19 protein-coding genes are annotated in these 17,578 nt (G+C 44.9%); 14 read left to right on the plus strand and 5 right to left on the minus strand.

Annotation, left to right across the window (positions count from 1 at the left end; all coding sequences use genetic code 11):
• Positions 1-55: 55 nt before the first annotated feature.
• From BW716_RS20730 to BW716_RS20745, 4 genes are all read left to right on the plus strand, one after another.
• Positions 56-1,195, plus strand: a complete 1,140-nt coding sequence (locus BW716_RS20730; protein WP_083725528.1) for an acyl-CoA dehydrogenase — start codon at positions 56-58, stop codon at positions 1,193-1,195.
• 11 nt (positions 1,196-1,206) lie between these two features.
• Positions 1,207-1,536 (plus strand): hypothetical protein, encoded by a 330-nt coding sequence (locus BW716_RS20735; RefSeq protein WP_083725530.1) that lies wholly within the window; start codon positions 1,207-1,209, stop codon positions 1,534-1,536.
• Between the two features lie 72 nt (positions 1,537-1,608).
• Entirely contained in the window at positions 1,609-2,286 is a 678-nt protein-coding gene (locus tag BW716_RS20740) for a YggS family pyridoxal phosphate-dependent enzyme (protein ID WP_083725532.1), read from the plus strand.
• Between the two features lie 39 nt (positions 2,287-2,325).
• Complete coding sequence (locus BW716_RS20745; RefSeq protein ID WP_083725534.1) at positions 2,326-3,561, plus strand: peroxiredoxin; 1,236 nt, start codon at positions 2,326-2,328, stop codon at positions 3,559-3,561.
• Between the two features lie 118 nt (positions 3,562-3,679).
• Here BW716_RS20745 and BW716_RS20750 read toward each other — a convergent pair whose 3' ends face one another.
• From BW716_RS20750 to BW716_RS20760, 3 genes are all read right to left on the minus strand, one after another.
• A complete protein-coding gene (locus BW716_RS20750; protein ID WP_083725536.1) occupies positions 3,680-3,982 on the minus strand; it encodes a YtxH domain-containing protein in 303 nt (100 codons plus the stop codon).
• Positions 3,983-4,083: 101 nt separating this feature from the next.
• Entirely contained in the window at positions 4,084-4,812 is a 729-nt protein-coding gene (locus BW716_RS20755; protein WP_083725538.1) for an SRPBCC family protein, read from the minus strand.
• 107 nt (positions 4,813-4,919) lie between these two features.
• Positions 4,920-5,549 carry a hypothetical protein gene (locus BW716_RS20760; protein ID WP_143708942.1) on the minus strand — a complete coding sequence of 210 codons (630 nt, stop codon included), beginning with the start codon at positions 5,547-5,549 and terminating at the stop codon, positions 4,920-4,922.
• 100 nt (positions 5,550-5,649) lie between these two features.
• On the opposite strand from BW716_RS20760, the gene BW716_RS20765 reads away from it, so the two are divergent.
• On the plus strand, positions 5,650-6,492 hold the full coding sequence (locus tag BW716_RS20765; protein ID WP_083725562.1) for a DUF1080 domain-containing protein: 843 nt from the start codon (positions 5,650-5,652) through the stop codon (positions 6,490-6,492).
• A gap of 151 nt (positions 6,493-6,643) precedes the next feature.
• On the opposite strand, the gene BW716_RS36840 is transcribed toward BW716_RS20765, so the two are convergent.
• Positions 6,644-6,820, minus strand: a complete 177-nt coding sequence (locus tag BW716_RS36840) for a hypothetical protein (RefSeq protein ID WP_179091204.1) — start codon at positions 6,818-6,820, stop codon at positions 6,644-6,646.
• A gap of 195 nt (positions 6,821-7,015) precedes the next feature.
• Between BW716_RS36840 and BW716_RS20770 the strand changes: the two genes are divergently transcribed.
• From BW716_RS20770 to BW716_RS20790, 5 genes are all read left to right on the plus strand, one after another.
• Positions 7,016-7,726, plus strand: a complete 711-nt coding sequence (locus BW716_RS20770) for an RNA ligase family protein (protein ID WP_083725542.1) — start codon at positions 7,016-7,018, stop codon at positions 7,724-7,726.
• Positions 7,695-8,819, plus strand: a complete 1,125-nt coding sequence (locus BW716_RS20775; RefSeq protein ID WP_235643917.1) for an AAA family ATPase — start codon at positions 7,695-7,697, stop codon at positions 8,817-8,819. The genes BW716_RS20770 and BW716_RS20775 overlap by 32 nt, the downstream gene beginning before the upstream one ends.
• A 277-nt stretch (positions 8,820-9,096) precedes the next feature.
• A complete protein-coding gene (locus BW716_RS20780) occupies positions 9,097-9,741 on the plus strand; it encodes an START domain-containing protein (protein WP_083725546.1) in 645 nt (214 codons plus the stop codon).
• 553 nt (positions 9,742-10,294) lie between these two features.
• Positions 10,295-11,686, plus strand: a complete 1,392-nt coding sequence (locus BW716_RS20785; RefSeq protein ID WP_235643918.1) for a DUF1080 domain-containing protein — start codon at positions 10,295-10,297, stop codon at positions 11,684-11,686.
• 28 nt (positions 11,687-11,714) lie between these two features.
• The gene (locus tag BW716_RS20790) at positions 11,715-13,751 is read left to right on the plus strand and encodes a hypothetical protein (RefSeq protein ID WP_083725550.1); all 2,037 of its coding nucleotides are present in this window, start codon (positions 11,715-11,717) and stop codon (positions 13,749-13,751) included.
• 111 nt (positions 13,752-13,862) lie between these two features.
• Here BW716_RS20790 and dcd read toward each other — a convergent pair whose 3' ends face one another.
• Positions 13,863-14,399: a dCTP deaminase gene (dcd, locus tag BW716_RS20795; protein WP_083725552.1), complete on the minus strand. Its 537-nt coding sequence runs from the start codon at positions 14,397-14,399 to the stop codon at positions 13,863-13,865.
• A 47-nt stretch (positions 14,400-14,446) separates the two neighbouring features.
• Here dcd and BW716_RS20800 point away from each other — a divergent pair, with 47 nt between their 5' ends.
• Genes BW716_RS20800 through BW716_RS20815 form a run of 4 tightly spaced genes read left to right on the plus strand, consistent with a single transcriptional unit; the run spans position 14,447 to position 17,446 of the window.
• Entirely contained in the window at positions 14,447-15,061 is a 615-nt protein-coding gene (locus tag BW716_RS20800; protein ID WP_083725554.1) for a 4'-phosphopantetheinyl transferase superfamily protein, read from the plus strand.
• Between the two features lie 27 nt (positions 15,062-15,088).
• Positions 15,089-15,598 (plus strand): shikimate kinase, encoded by a 510-nt coding sequence (locus tag BW716_RS20805; RefSeq protein WP_083725556.1) that lies wholly within the window; start codon positions 15,089-15,091, stop codon positions 15,596-15,598.
• Positions 15,591-16,013: a DUF423 domain-containing protein gene (locus BW716_RS20810; protein ID WP_083725558.1), complete on the plus strand. Its 423-nt coding sequence runs from the start codon at positions 15,591-15,593 to the stop codon at positions 16,011-16,013. Before BW716_RS20805 ends, BW716_RS20810 begins: the two co-directional genes overlap by 8 nt.
• Before the next feature lie 8 nt (positions 16,014-16,021).
• Positions 16,022-17,446: an alpha/beta hydrolase gene (locus tag BW716_RS20815; protein WP_083725560.1), complete on the plus strand. Its 1,425-nt coding sequence runs from the start codon at positions 16,022-16,024 to the stop codon at positions 17,444-17,446.
• Positions 17,447-17,578 lie beyond the last annotated feature (132 nt).

The following is a 17,578-nucleotide window of genomic DNA, read 5'->3' on the forward strand; positions in this document are numbered from 1 at the left end:
AGTATAAAAACAATAAATTCGTTTATATCAATAACTCCAACAAAACGTAAATTCCATGGACTTTCAACTCACTGAAGAGCACCTGATGATTCAAAAGGCAGCCCGGGACTTCGCACAAAATGAACTTTTACCAGGCGTCATAGAAAGAGATGAGAAACAAATATACCCCGCAGCGCAGATCAAAAAACTGGGAGAGTTGGGATTTCTCGGAATGATGGTAGATCCAAAATATGGAGGTGCCGGCCTGGATACGATCTCCTATGTACTGGCTATGGAAGAGATCTCCAAAATTGATGCTTCCACCTCTGTATGTATGAGCGTAAATAATTCATTAGTCTGCTGGGGCCTGGAGCAGTATGGTACAGAAGAGCAGAAACAGCAGTACCTGGTACCCCTTGCCACAGGTGAAATCACCGGTGCATTTTTACTCAGCGAGCCTGAAGCTGGCTCCGATGCCACCTCACAGCGTACCACTGCCGAAGATAAGGGCGATTTTTACCTCCTCAATGGTACGAAAAACTGGATCACGAATGGTAGCAGTGCAAGTGTGTACCTTGTAATCGCTCAGACCCACCCTGGCAAAAGCAGCAAAGGCATCAATGCCCTGATCGTAGAAAAGAACAGTCCCGGTGTCACAGTAGGGGCCAAGGAAAATAAAATGGGAATCAGGGGTAGCGATACCCACAGCATTATGTTCCAGGACGTAAAAGTACCTAAGCAGAACAGGATAGGGGAAGATGGATTCGGTTTTAAGTTCGCCATGAAAACACTGGCGGGTGGCCGTATCGGCATTGCTTCCCAGGCATTGGGTATCGCTTCCGGCGCTTACGAACTAGCAGTCAACTACTCCAAACAACGCAAGGCTTTCGGTAAAGAAATCAGTCAACATCAGGCGATCCAGTTTAAACTGGCGGATATGGCTACCCGTATAGAAGCATCGCGGTTGCTGTGTTTCAGGGCAGCCTGGGAAAAAGATCAACATAAAGATTATACCCTCAGCGGCTCGATGGCGAAAGTGTTTGCCTCGGAAACAGCGATGTGGGTTACGACAGAGGCAGTGCAGGTACATGGTGGATATGGCTATGTGAAAGAGTATCATGTAGAACGACTGATGAGGGATGCCAAGATCACACAGATCTATGAAGGTACCAGTGAGGTGCAGCGGATCGTGATCGGGCGCAGTATACTCGGCTAAAACCCAATTTTATGTCTAATAAACAAGATTCCTCCAACGATTTCACCCATTTCCTGATAATAACAGTGCTTGCGATTGTTATTTCCGTTCCTTTTATATTTATCGCACCTTCAGCGGCGGCAGTGGCATTTATGATTGCTTTGGTATCACTGAATACAGCTATAGGTAAGAAGAAAGGAAAAGGAGGGAAGGAAGACGGCGATATCGATGGAGGAACCTTTATAGATAATACGGTACCTGACAATAGCGGACCCGATTTCAGTGGATTGGATGATTCCACGCCGCCATTGGATAATACCGATATGACGAGTCATCATCCTCATGCCAGCCATATTGACTAAGTCCTACCCCAAGTTAAGAACCCAAAAGAATTCCCCCTTGCCACCACAGGCCACAATTACTACCTTTGCTGCATGTCAGTAAATTTACCCGCTTATAACAAGATCATCGGCGAACTGGCCCCTCATAAGGCTAAACTCGTCGCGGTTTCCAAAGTAAAACCAGCCTCCGACATACAAGCACTGTATGACGCCGGTCAGCGTATTTTTGGCGAAAACTATGTACAGGAGTTGCAGGAAAAACACCCTGTACTGCCAAACGATATTGAATGGCATTTCATTGGCCACCTCCAATCGAACAAGGTAAAATACATCGCTCCCTTCGTTTCCATGATCCACGCAGTTGACAGTCTGCGCCTGCTGGAAGAAATCAATAAGCAGGCAGCTAAAAATAATCGTACCATCCGTTGCCTTCTCCAGGTGCACATTGCCGAAGAAGAGACCAAATTCGGCCTGGACGAGAAGGAACTCACCGACCTACTCACGCAATGGAAAGCACAGGCAGATAAATTCAAAAATATCCTGATTGCCGGCTTCATGGGCATGGCTACCAACACTGATAAACCCGATCAGGTAAGAGCTGAATTCAGGCACTTAAAAGGGCTGCAAACACAGCTTAAAGCTACCTTTGCACCAGAAGGGGAGGCGCTCACAGAACTTTCCATCGGCATGTCCGGCGATTACACCATCGCGCTCGAAGAAGGTAGTACCATGGTTCGTATAGGCAGCATGCTTTTTGGTGCGCGGTATTAATTCCCTATCTTTACCCCACAAAACTAATAGACTATACTCATGCTTAAGCATTGTTGGTTACTGGCATTACTGCCAGCATTTATGTTCGGTAAAAGCCTGGAAAAAGGGAACCTGCCTGCCGGTACCTGGAAAGGTAGCCTGCATCGTGCAGATGGCGCAGATATCGTGTTTAACTTTGAAGTGAAGGACAGTGCGCATAAGAAAGTGATCTATATCCTCAATGCGAAGGATCGCATGCTCGTAGACGATGTAAAACTGAAAGGTGATTCTGTATTCATCAAAATGCCGTTCTTCGATTCTGAATTCAAAGCTGTTACCAGGAATGGCGGTTTGGAAGGATTATGGGTGCGTCATCTGCCCACCGGAGAGGTGACGATTCCATTCACTGCTGCACACAATGTGAAAGAACGCTTTCATGCACAATCACCTCCTGCACTCAATGTAACCGGTCGCTATGCTACCTGGTTCTTTAACGCTAATAAACCAGATTCATCTTATGCTGTTGGTGAATTTAAACAAACCGGCAGCAAAGTAACGGGAACCTTCCTCACGTCTACAGGCGACTACCGTTTCCTGGAAGGCATTGTAGACGGGGATAGTCTGAAACTCTCTACTTTCGATGGTTCTCATGCTTACTACTTTACGGCATTGGTAAAAGACGGTTATCTTGAAAATGGCACCTTCTATGCCGGCATTGGCGCAGGTAAAGAACAATGGGTAGCCCGCAAAGATGATAAAGCTGCATTGCCTGATGAACGTTCACTGGCGACTACCAAACCGGGGAATAACCGCCTCGATTTTGCCTTCCCTGATATGAATGGTAAAAAAGTAAGCATCAATGATCAGCGTTTTGCAGGCAAAGTAGTGGTGATCACATTGATGGGTAGCTGGTGTCCAAACTGTATGGATGAAACCGGTTTCTTAAGTACGTGGTACAAGGAAAATAAAGCCCGTGGGGTAGAAGTAATTGGTCTTTCTTATGAAAGAACGACTGATTTTGCAACATCTCAGAAATCCCTTGCAGGATTTCTGAAAAGATTCGATGTGACTTATCCTGTATTGATTACAGGTGTAACACCTGGGGATCCGCAAAAAGCAGAAAAGACATTGCCACAGTTGACGGGAATCAAAGGTTTCCCGACGACTATTTTTATAGATAAGAAAGGAAATGTGAAGGAAGTGCATACTGGTTTTTCCGGTCCTGGTACGGGAGAGCACTATGAGGCGTTTAAGAAGGAATTTAATGCACTCGTGAATTCATTATTAGCGGAATAAAAAAAGTTCACTCGTTTATTTTCCATAAAATAATCTTTACTTGCTATAAAATAAAAAGGTCCTGCTCACTCAGCAGGACCTTTTTATTTTATTCGCGTGGCCATCCGTTTATGTGCTCTTAGGAAAGCGCCTCTTTCTTAAATTTTGTATAAGATTGATTGCTTTCATCTATGATCTTCAGTACACGTTCCTTTACATCATCTTTCAAGCCGGTCGTCTCGTTTTCGAAGATAAATTTCAGCTCTGACAAGCCATCCGCACCTTTTCCAACTATACGTCTGAACCGATTATTCACATCATGAGCTGACCTTCTGATCTTTTTCCTTGTTTCTTCACCACTTTCTGGTGCTGTCAATATTCCGATTGCAACTCCTGCTGCCAATCCTGCTAATGCGCCGTATATTAACTTCATTGTGCTCATAAAAATAGTAGTTTATAAGGTTAAACAAAATGCATGTATAGTGTGCCAAATATCAGGCCAGACACAGCCAGTTGAATGTGAAAATTATGTGAAACCCGGCATTACAGTGCCGTAATTTCTCCTGTTTCCACATAGTTTTTAAATCTCAGAATATCTTTTCTGATCATGTTTTCAAACGCAGGATTCAGTATCCACGCCAGTCCTGTACCTACATAGCCAGCTGGTGGGCGATAGGTTATGATCACTTCCATTTCGGTACCGCCACTGATCGCATCATTAAATGTGATCTTGCCCGCAGTTACCAGGTCTGATCCCGGAGCAGAACGCCATCCGATCATAGCACCGGGTTCATCTTTAATAATCTCTGCATCCCACTCTATGGTGCCGAGTTTGCCAGGGCCGGTAGCTACCCAGTGTGAATGATGACTATCTTTTTCGGTTACAACCGCAAGATGACGCATAAAATGCGGTAGGTTTTCTACAGCACGCCAGAAACTGTACACTTCAAAACGGGGCTTGTCTACAATGAATTTCGTACGAATGTTGATCGCACTATTGTGTTTATCAGACGAGCTTCTGCCTGCTGCTGCGGAAATAGGGCAATTTCCTGAAATACCTCTGTATAAGAGATAACCACCGGTAATCAGTCTAAGCAAACTACGAATGGGATGTTTGCTTACCTGGCTGATAGCGCTGGTAGTCATCAGCGCACCGCCTACAATAGAAGCGATCCGCCCGGGTTTACTTACATTCAGTATATCGGAGTGTTCATATAAGGCTGTGGCTCTGGGTTCGCCATGACCATTCAAAGGATGATTATACTTGCTCATAAATAACACATTTACAATTGGTAATACTAAAATGTTGCTAAAGGTTCAAGTAGTTGATAATCAGTAGTTATTAAATTTTTTAATTGAGTACTGAAATTCACAGACTGCTAGTCTTTGTAATCAGCGGCCAGTTGTTGATAGATGTCATTTCCCCAATGAGGGGCTAAGGCATTATCCGGTTTAAATGCCGCAAATCGCTGGCCAGCTTCTGCCACCAGCGGCGCCGCTTTCTTTTTGCCACCACCAAAGAGGGCAGGCGTATGGTACACCACCAATGCTTTTAGCAGATAAGCACGTGGATTTGTACTATCTGCTGCAATCGCTTTGTCAGAATATTCTTTGCTATCAGATCCCAGTGTCGCACCTCTGGTAGGACTTGCATTGATCCTTGCAGACAACCAGTAGGCCATTAATGTGAGTGCTTCTGTATTTGTTGGCTGCATATCCAATGCTTTTTTAACATAAGACTCAGCTTTATCTGTCAATGGTTCAGCTTGTCCTTTTGGGGCCTGAAAACTGGATTGGGTATATGCCCAGCCAATATAATATTGTAATAGGAATTCGTTGGGATGTGCTTTGGCCAAAGGCTCGAGTGCATTAATATTACTTTGCCATGTACCAAAGGTTTTTGCCGTATCCAATTGGGACAATACTTTTTGCAGGGGTTGTTGCCAGGAATCCTGGGCAAAAGTAAAATGGCAGGTGAGGAAAAGTAGGAGCGTAAACAGTACTTTCATGTGAATATATTTATGAGTATTGCCCCAATAACATGCCAACCCCCTATGAAATATTGTCAACATGACATATCTTAATACTTCTAAAATCAAAAACAGAGTTATGAAAAAACTGTTGACTGTTGGCTGCCTGCTGTTGTCCCTCGCCTGCTCGGGCCAGCAAAAACCTAAAAAAGGATGGATTCAACTTTTTAATGGGAAAGATCTGAAAAACTGGGATATTAAAATCAGAGGTCATAAACTGAATGATAATTTCGGCAATACCTTCCGCGTAGAAAACGGTATTCTTCAAGTGCGCTATGACCAATATAAAGAATGGGGAGAGTTGTATGGACACATGTTTTATAGGAAGAATTTTTCTGCATATCTGTTGATTGCAGAGTATAGATTTGTGGGTGAACAGGTGAACGGCGGCCCAGCCTGGGCACTTCGTAATAATGGGCTGATGCTGCATGGGCAAAGCGCTGCCAGCATGGGTCTGAACCAGGATTTTCCTATTTCTCTGGAAAACCAGTTGTTAGGTGGTAATGGTAAAGATCCTCGTTCTACCGCGAATTTATGTACACCGGGTACCAATGTTGTGATGAATGGAAAGCTTATTACAGAGCATTGTATTACCAGTACGTCTAAAACATATGATGGAGAGCAATGGGTAAGAGTAGGTGCGTTGGTGTTAGGTGACTCTGTGATCAAACACATTGTATTTAACGATACGGTGATTGTATACAATAAGCCACAGGTAGGTGGTGGAAATGTGACAGGTGCTGATCCTGCGCTGTTGAAAGAAGGGCGTTTACTGACAGAAGGTACGATCTCTATACAGAGTGAAAGTGCGCCGACTGATTTTAGGAAAATAGAGGTATTTGATCTTTCTCCTTATATGAAAGATCCTAAAAAACTGGATGCGATCCTCCACCAGTTACAGGAAGAAACCAGGACAAAGTAATTAAGAGGGGTATTAATAATTCAATGAAACTCCTGAGAATTACATAAATGGAATCTGGTTTCACCAGGTATCCGAATTATAAGAGCGTGTATCAAATTGAAGTGTCTGACTTTTTGTGAGCACTTCAGGTTTTGATACACGCTCATTCTTTTTATAGTATTGCGACTACCGGTGTTTTGAAAGTTGTATCCGGTGTTTCTACATGAATAGCTCCATGAGGTGGTCCTGGTGGTTTGGGTGGTTTTGGCGGCCGTCCATGATGCGGCGGCACACAACTCGCGCCCCACAATACTATCCCCAACAACAATGGTATGAATCTGTGTTTCATATTGTAGACAATTTAGTTCTACGATTAAAAAATCAAATTACATGCCTGAAAAATGTCTATCTTTGCGCCCAATAAAAAAAACAATTCAAACCTTGCGCCATGTAATCTCACAGGCATATTAACCACTGCTCCCGCCACCTGCACCCTTGCAGGCATGGCCTGTGAATTCTTTGTCTTAACCAAACCCTGAACAACATGGCTATTTCAGAAAAATATGGCCGTACCTATCATTTTCCGTTCTCACCGGGTACAACCAGTGATGATCGTATCCAGCATGATTACTGGCAATACATTAGCACTATACCCACACTTATACATACGGAAAAACTGGACGGTGAAAATAATTGTCTTTCCAGGCATGGTGTATTTGCGCGCTCTCATGTAGCGCCCACTACATCGCCCTGGACAGAGAGTCTGCGCCGCTACTGGCAGATAATAAAAAACGATCTGGGGGATCTGGAAGTTTTTCTGGAAAATGTATATGCGATTCATTCTATCGCATACAGCAACCTCGATCATCATTTTTATGTATTTGCAGTCAGAGAAAACGGGCAATGGCTCAGTTGGGAAGAAACCTGCTTTTATGCAGCTATGCTGGATCTGCCGGTAGTACCAGTGATAAAAACACTGACTACACCTGCGTCCCAACAATCATTCGAAAGTGAATTGCTGGATATTGTCAAAGGTCCTGGCGCCTTTGCCGCACACGATGCATTCACTGGTGTACCAGCCACCATGGAAGGCGTGGTCACAAGAGATGCAGGTAGTTACCGGGTATCTTCATTTGCTGAACACGTATTTAAATATGTAAGAAAAGGGCACGTAAAAACAGATGTGCACTGGACGCGCAACTGGCGTCGTGCCCGATTAAATTTTGAAGGAGGTCAACATGTGGACTATCAGTGAAAATAAATCATGGGATTATCTTGAACAACAGTATGACTGGGTAAAACGAATGCGTGATACACCGCAGGATGCACGACATCATGCAGAAGGAAATGTGGCGATACATACGCAAATGGTGACAGATGCATTGATCAGTTTACCAGCGTATCAGGCACTAGATGCACAAACACAGGAAATTATGTGGGCGACTGCATTGCTGCATGATGTAGAGAAAGCGGGAACAACGGAAATACTGCCTGATGGATCGGTGGTGTCTCCCGGTCATGCGCGTAAAGGAGAAATGACGACGCGGCAGATTTTGTATAAAGAAATACCTACGCCATTTGCAATCAGGGAACAGATTGCCAGACAGGTGCGTTTTCATGGATTGCCGTTGTGGGTGTTTGAAAAATCGGATCCTGTGAAAGCTTTGATCATCGCAGCTTTGCAGGTAGATATGCGCTTGCTGGCGTTGTTCGCAAAGGCGGATGTATTGGGTAGAATTTGTCCGGATCAGGCCGACTTATTGTATAAAATAGAATGCTTTGAAGAGTTGTGCAAAGAGCAACAGTGTTGGGGGCAGGCGCCTTATTTTGCAAATGCACATGCAAGGATGAATTATCTGCAAAAAGCAGGTACAGATCGTAGCTATGTACCTTTTGAACAACCTAAAACAAAGGTGGTGATCATGAGTGGTTTGCCAGGTGCGGGGAAGGATACTTACGTACAAAAGTATTACAAAAACTGGCCGGTGGTTTCACTGGATGCTATCAGGGTAAGTATGAAGATTGCACCAACGGATAAATCTGGTAATGGGCGGGTGATTCAGGAGGCAAAAGAACAGGCCAGGGTGCACCTGAGAAACCAGCAGGGTTTTGTGTGGAATGCTACGAATATTACACATTCAATGAGGGAACAATTAATTTCGTTGTGTATACAATATGCGGCGGAGATAATCGTCATATATGTTGAAGTCCCGTATAAAGCATTGTTTAAACAGAATAGTGCGCGGGAGGCTATCGTGCCGGCTGGGGTTATGCAACGGCTGGTACATAAGCTGGAGGTGCCGGATATTACAGAGGCGCATGAGGTGGTGTATGCAGTGAGTTCATGAAGTTGGAAGCAGGCCACGGGATCGTATATGCTTTTAGCTCATGAAGCTGGGAGCAGGCCATAGAGTAGTGTATGCAGTGAGTTTATGAAGCTGGAAGTAAGCCCACCGGATCAGCTAAATAGCCGGGAAATCGCTTTCCTGTACAAGTGTTATAATATTGCTAAAATGTAGTACTATCACTTAGGAAAGCGCCTTCCCAACTTCCCTGAATCATTTAATCCGTAAATTGCAAGCAACCCGGCCATTTTGCTATCAACCTTTTGGCCAAGGCACAGACATGAAGAAAAGTTTAATGATTATTAGCACGGCTATGCTGTTATCCCTCTTTTGTTATGCCCAGAATGACTGGAAACTAAAAGACAATAAGGACGGGATTAAGATCTACACGAAGACAGTCGAAAACTCCAACTTAAAAGCCATCCGGGTTAAAGTTGCAGTAGAAGCTACCCTTAGTCAATTAGTATCCATCATTCTCGATATTTCATCGGCAAAAGATTGGGTGTACAGTACAAAATCAGCCTCCTTACTTAAACAGGTAAGTCCCGCTGAACTATTTTACTACTCTGAAGTAGCATTGCCATGGCCGATTACGAATCGTGATTTTGTAGCGCACCTGATTGCTACGCAGGATGCGAAGACAAGAGTGGTGACCATCGATGGCCCTGTGGTGCACAATTATGTGCCTGAGAAAAAAGATATTATAAGAGTTAGTAATTCCTATGGGAAGTGGGTACTAACCCCGCTTCAGAATAATATGGTGTATATTGACTATACACTGGAAACCGACCCCGGAGGTTCTATTCCTGTCTGGTTGGTAAATCTCTTCGCTACCAAAGGGCCAATGGAAACTTTCAAAAAGCTGAAAGTGCAGTTGGCGAAACCTTCTTACCGGAATATTCATTTGTCCTTTATTAGGGAGTAGGAAGGGGATAGGCTCATTATTAAAGAATAAGAGAGGCATAAGTCCACCCTGATAAGGGTGCGTCTTCGTCCTTGTCATCATTCTAACATATTTCCCCAAGGTCCTCAAAAGAGGATAAATCCACCTCAAGTCCACCTTGATAAGGGTGCGTCTTCGTCCTTGCCATCATTCTAACATATCGTCCAGAGGTCATCAAAAGAGGATAAATCCACCCTGATAAGGGTGCGTCTTCGGTATAACTATACTGCCAACCTATCACCAATAGGTCACCAAAAGGGCACCTCAATATCCCCGGGATATTGAGGTGCCCTTTTGATGACCTTATAGTACCCTTTTAGCACTAAAGCTTCACTATAGCCAGACTATCCTCCGCCTATCCCTAACCACTTGTACTTCCCAATTTCAATTTCTATATTGCATAATCGTCAAAAGGTCTCAACGCTAAAATTTCATATTCTTTATTCTTTTGGCGCAATTTTATCGTAACGTTATGGTACTTAGATCGAAAAATCATGCTAGCCGGTCTTTGATAGGCTTCCTTTGCCTTTTGGGTATGGGAACAGCTTTGGTCAATCCAGCATTCGCGCAATCCGGCAGTCTGCCACTACAGGACTTATCCTCTTTTCATGACCCAGGTCCAAGCTGGAGCATCGTCAGTGACGCTGCCGCCGCTTTAGACAAACCTCATGAACTGAGCTTTTCCCCAGGTACCGGTGTGCTCCTGAACCTCCCGGACAAAAAGCACCCGGGCCAGGACCTCTTTTCCAACGCCGAATACGGAGATATAGACCTGGAACTGGACTATATGATGGCTCCCGGCTCCAATTCAGGTGTATATCTCGAAGGGAGGTACGAGATCCAGCTCCTTGATAGCTGGAGCAAAACCAACCCTACTGCCGGCGATAACGGCGGTATTTATGAGCGCTGGGAAGACAGCCGTCCCTCGGGACTACAAGGTTACGAAGGCCATGCACCCCGCTACAATGTAAGCCGTGCGCCAGGCCTCTGGCAACACCTGAAAGTTTCCTTCCAGGCGCCCCGCTTTGATGCCAATGGCAAAAAGATCTCCAATGCCCGTATGCTCCTCATTACCCTGAATGGCGCTGTGATTCATGAAGATGTAGAACTCCTCGGTGCTACCCGTGGAGCCATGGAAGGGGGGGCGGAAAGCGCTACCGGTCCACTTCGCCTGCAGGGTGATCATGGTGCCGTTGCTTTCAGGAACATCAGCATCAAAAAAAGAGATGCAGCCAATGAACCACAGGTGGCCAACAACCGTCGTGACAATGTAGATCCTATCTACGTAGACGCCCCTGTAAACACTGTTCTTCGCAGCTTTATGGACGTACCTAACCTCCGCATTGTACATGCTGTAAACGTAGGTAGCCCTGAACAGGTACACTACACTTACGATATGGATAGAGGCCTGCTGGCACAGGTATGGAGAGGTGGTTTCCTCGACGCTACCCCTATGTGGCATGACAGAGGCAATGGTACTTCCCGCCCACGTGGCACTGTGCAGACTTTAGGCACACCTTCCTTTACCCTCGCCAAACTCGCCAACGCGCAGGCGGCCTGGCTGACGGATACTACCGGCACCGGTTATCGCCCAAAAGGTTATGTGCTTGATGACAAAGACCGCCCAACGTTCAAATACCTGATCTATGGCACTGCTGTAACCGATGAAGTGCGTGTGCTCTCCGAAGGTCATGGTGTACATCGCGAAATAACCGTCGCAAATCCTGTAGATGGATTGTATGCAAAGATTGTAGCAGGTAGCAAAATAGAACCTGTTTCAAAAGATCTGTACATCGTAGATGGCAAAGCTTATTACCTGCAACTGGAAGATACCGGCAATGAAAAGCCGATTATCCGTGATGCAGCCGAAGGAAAGGAAATGATCATTCCTATCCACGGTAAACTGAGCTATGCCATTCTTTTCTAATCGTTCCTTAATCTTTTGAATCCTGCACATGAAAAACATATTAAAAAAGGCGGTGCTTTGCGGCATGATGCTGGCCGTAATTTCGATGGTCACAAAGGCACAGGAAACGCCGAAAGAAGAAGACTATTTTAAGATCTTAAAAATGAAAGCCCCCGAAGGGATCCTGCTCGAAGTAGGCGGGCTTTGTGTTTTGCCAAATGGCGACCTGGGTGTATCGACCCGCAGAGGTGATATTTGGGTGGTACATGGTCCTGATAGCCGTAATCCTTACTGGACAAAATTTGCCAGTGGACTGCACGAGATCCTGGGCCTCGTATACAAAGACGGTGCGTTGTACTGCGCACAGCGCGGGGAACTCACAAAACTGATGGATACCAATATGGACGGAAAGGCAGATGTATACGAAACTGTATATGCATGGCCGCTTTCCGGTCATTATCACGAATATAGCTTTGGTCCTAAATTAGCGCCTGACGGATCTTTCTTTGTATCCGGCAACGTTGCTTTTGGAGATGAAGAATGGTGGAGAGGGGAGAGCCGTGTTCCATGGAGAGGCTGGATGATGCACATTTTTGAAGATGGACATATGGAGCCTTATGCTACTGGTTTCCGCTCTCCCTGCGGATTGGGTATGATCAATGGGGAATTGTTTTACTCTGAGAACCAGGGTGACTGGGTAGGTTCAGGTGGTGTATGGCAGGTGAAGAAAGGTGCTTTTATCGGCCACCCTGCAGGTTTACGCTGGTCACAGGAACCCAATTCTCCTGTGAAGGTTACAGAGAAACAATTCTTTTCACTGGTAGATGGCCGTCGTACGAAAAATGCAGAAGGTCGTTATATCAAACCAGAAAATGTGGTGAATGAAAAGTTCGTGACATTGATGGATGTAAAGAAAGAAATTCCTGATCTACAATTGCCAGCGGTGATCCTGCCACATGGTATACAGGGTATTTCCAACTCTGAGATTGTACAGATCCCTGAAGGTAGCTTTGGACCATTTGCAGGTCAGTTGCTGGTAGGTGATCAGGGACAGAGTAAGATCATGCGTGTGGTGATGGAGAAAGTAGATGGTGAATATCAGGGGGTGTCTTTTGACTTCCGTCAGGGATTTCAGTCTGGTGTATTGAGAATGGCGTGGGCTAAAGATGGCAATACTTTGTTTGTAGGTGAAACCAACCGTGGTTGGGGTTCTGCCGGTGAGGCGAATGAAGGTTTGCAAAGACTGGTGTGGAATGAAAAGATGCCGTTTGAAATGAAAACGATCAAGGCTATGCCGGATGGTTTTGAGATTGAATTCACGTTGCCGGTAGATAAAAAATCTGCGGAAGATGTAGCGTCTTATCATGTAGAGAACTTCACGTATAAGTATCATGCGGTGTATGGTAGTCCTATGGTGAATATTGGTCAGTGTCCTGTAAAAGGCGTGAAGGTGTCAGAAGATGGATTGAAAGCAAGGATTATTGTGGATAGTCTGCGACTGGATTATGTACATAATATCGTGCTGGATGGTGTGAGAGAGAAGGAACATTTTTATTCACTGATTCACAATAATGGGTATTATACATTGCATCATATTCCACAGGGGGCTAAGTTGGCAATGAGTCAGGTGAGTACTTACAATTCAGAGAAGGTGAAAAAGGCGGCTGGTACATCTGCAAAGGCTGGTGGTTCATCGGCAACTACTAAAGGTACTACCGCAACTACTGGAACTGGCGGAAAAGCCGGCGCTGGTGGAGTAGCTGCCACTGGAACAGCCGGAACTGGAAATGCCACTAATGCCGGAAATGCTGCAACTGCTGCGAAGAAAGCCCCTTCATTTGAAGAAGTAAAACCTTTGCTCGCCAAATACACTTGTCTTGCCTGTCACAATCCTGACAAGCGCCAGGTAGGTCCGGCATATAAAGAAATTGCAAAGAGAAAATACACGAGTGATCAGATCTTAAAACTGATTGCGAATCCAAAGCCACAGAACTGGCCGGAGTATGCGACAGAAATGCCGCCGATGCCGCAGGTGCCGAAGGTAGATGCGCTGAAGATAGCGGCGTGGATTAATTCGTTGAAATAATTTCGAAGCGTAAGGTCTGCACTGCTTTTAAACCAGCTGCAGGCTTTGCCCTCAAGTAAAAAAGCTTTTGCCGTAAGGCAAAAGCTTTTTTACTTGATATTTAAAATAAGTTTAGAACTGATTCTTCCACATCATACTCTCCACCGGTTTTACAGTACGCCCGTTATACTTTGCATTCCCCTTCTTATTATAGAAAGTCTCCACATCCCCTTCCACTACAAAATAAATCAACTGCCCGATCGGCATTCCCGCATATATCTTCACGGGCTGTGCACAGCTTATTTCCAGCGTCCATGTATTACAAAAACCTACATCACCTTTACCTGCCGTAGCATGAATATCGATACCCAAACGTCCTGTACTTGACTTGCCTTCCAGAAAAGGCACATGTGCATGTGTTTCAGTATACTCCTCTGTCACGCCCAGGTACAGTGTACCCGGCTGTAGCACGAAGCCATCCGGTCCTATTTCAAAATGTTCAATTTCGTTGTGCAAGCGGGCATCCAGTACACGGTCTTTATATGTAGCCAGATACTTGCCCAGATGTACGTCGTAAGAGTTGGTGCCGAGATACTTCCGGTCGTAAGGTGAAATGACGATAGTGCCTTTCTCAATTTCCTCCAATATCCTTTTGTCTGACAGGATCATAGATCGGGTAAGTTGTTTTTGGTTATTATGTATTAATTTGGCAAGATATGCCATTAATACGTACGATACAAATATCTCCCGGCAGCCGGCTGGGGGTTTGGCAGATCGGAGAGGACGAAACCTTCTTCAGGAAAAGGGTGAACATATCCCCGGCCATACATCATCCGCACAAACGCCTGCAGCATTTTGCCGGTCGTTACCTGTTGACGGAGTTATTTCCAGGCTTTCCTTTGGATAGTATCCAGATCACGGAAAGCAAAAAACCTATATTAATGTGTAATAGTTTACACTTTTCTATCTCTCATTGTGGCGATTTTGTAGCCGCCATTGTAAGCCAGGAAGGTGCGGTAGGTGTAGATATTGAGAGAATGAACGATAAAATCGAGAAAGTCTCCCATAAGTTCCTGTCACCCAGGGAGCGGGAATTTATCGATCCGGCCGATGCTCTTGCTCACAAGACCATTTGTTGGAGTGCCAAGGAGGCGGTCTTCAAGTGGTATGGCCTGGGAAAGGTTGATTTTAAGGAAAATATGCAGTTAGAGCCATTCCCATATCAATTATATGGGTTTATGCACTGTAATTTTAACAAAGCAGATAAAAAAGCCAGACTATCTTTGCAATACATAATTGCGGACGGCCTGTGCCTATCCTGGACCATTTAATCCATTAACTATTTAAATATACACTGCTTGAAAATCTTTTTATTAGGTTTTATGGGTGCCGGAAAGTCCTATTGGGGTAAACAGCTGGCTGAGCATCTTGAGTTACCATTCTATGACCTGGACGATGTAATTGTAGAATCAGAAGAAATGTCCATCAGTGATATCTTTGCGAACAAAGGAGAGGATTATTTCCGTGCAAAGGAAAGTTTCTGGCTGCGTGAGCTGTCAGAAGGGGAGCATTTCGTGATTTCCTGTGGAGGAGGAGTACCCTGTTTCCAGGATAATATGGATGTAATGAATGACAGAGGTACCACTATCTGGTTGAACCCGGAACTGTCCCTGATCGTAGACCGCCTGAAGCGTAAGAAGTCAAAACGCCCGCTGATAGCGGATTTGCCTGATGACGAGATCATGGCATTCGTAGAGAAAAAACTGGCCGAAAGGCAGCCTTTCTATCAACAGGCACAAATTACAATAGCTGAATCTGACAACGTAACATTAGATACATTTACCAAAAGATTGAACGATAATGCATAAGGGCTTTTTAATCTGGGCATCCGTATTTGGCATATTAGGCGTAATACTGGGTGCTTTCGGAGCACATAAGTTATATGACCTGGCTAAGGTTTACGACCTGGCTGATCCTGAAAAACCATTTACGACGCTTTTAGAGAGGGCTTATAAGACAGGGGTGACTTACCAGTTCTACCACGCTTTGGCTTTAATAGCTGTTGCATTGCTATATGTTCATATTCCAGGTTCCCTTACGCAATGGGCCGGACGCTGCTTCATCACTGGAGTGATCCTGTTTTCGGGTTCCCTTTATCTGATTACATTTGTGAAATTCGCAAAAATAGATTTTCCTTCAATTATTGGTATTCTGACACCGATCGGTGGAGTATTCTTCATCGCAGGATGGGTTTGCCTGTTGCTGGCGGTCGTTAAGAAATAAACGAACTTATGCTTAGATATGTGGTTTTGACCTGCCTGGGTTTATGCCTGGGAGGATTTGTATTTGCACAATCCGGTCCTGACATTAGCGGGAAATGGTATGGTATTCTGAAAACCCCACAGGGGCAGAAGCAAAGATTAGTACTCACTTTCGACAAAGTAGATGGTGATTGGGAAGGGCAGATGGTGAATCCGGATGAAGAGGATGCACCAGTGGACATGGATACCATAGCCGCGACCAACGATAGTCTGAAGTTTGCCATTCCACGTATCGGTGTGGTATTTATGGGTGCATGGACGAACCGTAATACCTACAATGGTTTCTTCTACCAGGTGAACAACAGGGTGAGCATTTACTTTTCCCGCAAAGAAGTGAAGGAAGATGATTTGCCGGCGGAGCGTCCGCAGACGCCAAAGCCACCGTTTGCATACGATACTGAGGATATTAAATTTGTCAATAAAATTGATAAAGTGCTGCTGGGTGGTACGCTGACAAAACCGGGTAGCAAAGCACAGGAGCCATATAAAGTAATCATACTAATTCCGGGTGCTGGTCATCCGGATAGGGATAATGAAACTTTTGGCCATCGTCCGTTTGCTGTGCTGGCGGATTATTTTGTAAGAAAAGGGATTGCTACATTACGATTTGATCAGCGTGGTATAGGAAGTAGTACACGGAATTATGACTCTGCCAGCATCGGTAATTTAGCCAATGATGTGCAGGCAGCCCTTGATTATTTGAGACACAGAAAGGATATTGATTCCGTTGGAATTGGATTGTTAGGATATGGGGAAGGTGGTGCTGTGGCTGAAATGGTGGCGGCAAATGATAAAATGATCGCTTATCTGATGCTCATGGCTGCGCCGGGGGTAGATGGGCAAACACAGTATCTGAACAGGATGATGACGACAGCAGCTTCTTATGGTGATTCGAAAGATCGTATCAGAGATTATAAAGGATATTATCAGCCTTACCTGAAGGTGTTGGTGAATCAGAAGGATACAATTTCCCGGAAGACGATTGCTTATAACTACTTAGGTTTGGTGTACAACCGTTTTGGAGATAGTACGAATGTAGCTGGGAAACAGCAGTTTGTACGCGAGGTGTATATGGCAGATACCCGGCCACGGTCGCTGTCATTACTGAAATTTGACCCGGCGCCTTACCTGGCAAAGATCAAATGTCCGGTGCTGGCTATAAATGGAGGCAAGGATGTGGAGACAGAAGCCACCAGTAATTTGCAGGGCATCCAGGCAGGGTTGAAGGCTGGTGGAAATGAGATGCTGACCATGCGGAATTTTGTGGGATTGAATCACCTGTTCCAGCAGTGTAATACGTGTAGGATAGAGGAGTATGGTGCGCTGGATGAGACGATTAATCCGATGGTGATGGAGATGATGGCGAAGTGGGTATGGTTGCTGTATGGAGAATAATGATTGAAAATATTTAAGGAAAAGGTTTTGCTGAAAGGCAAAACCTTTTTCTTTGAAAATAGTTCGTCCAGGCCATAATTTGATATGACTCTATAGGATTAAAATTTTCTTTTCGTGCTTATAGCAACAATC

The sequence above is a fragment of the [Flexibacter] sp. ATCC 35208 genome, assembly GCF_001975825.1.
Taxonomy (GTDB): Bacteria; Bacteroidota; Bacteroidia; order Chitinophagales; family Chitinophagaceae; genus Chitinophaga.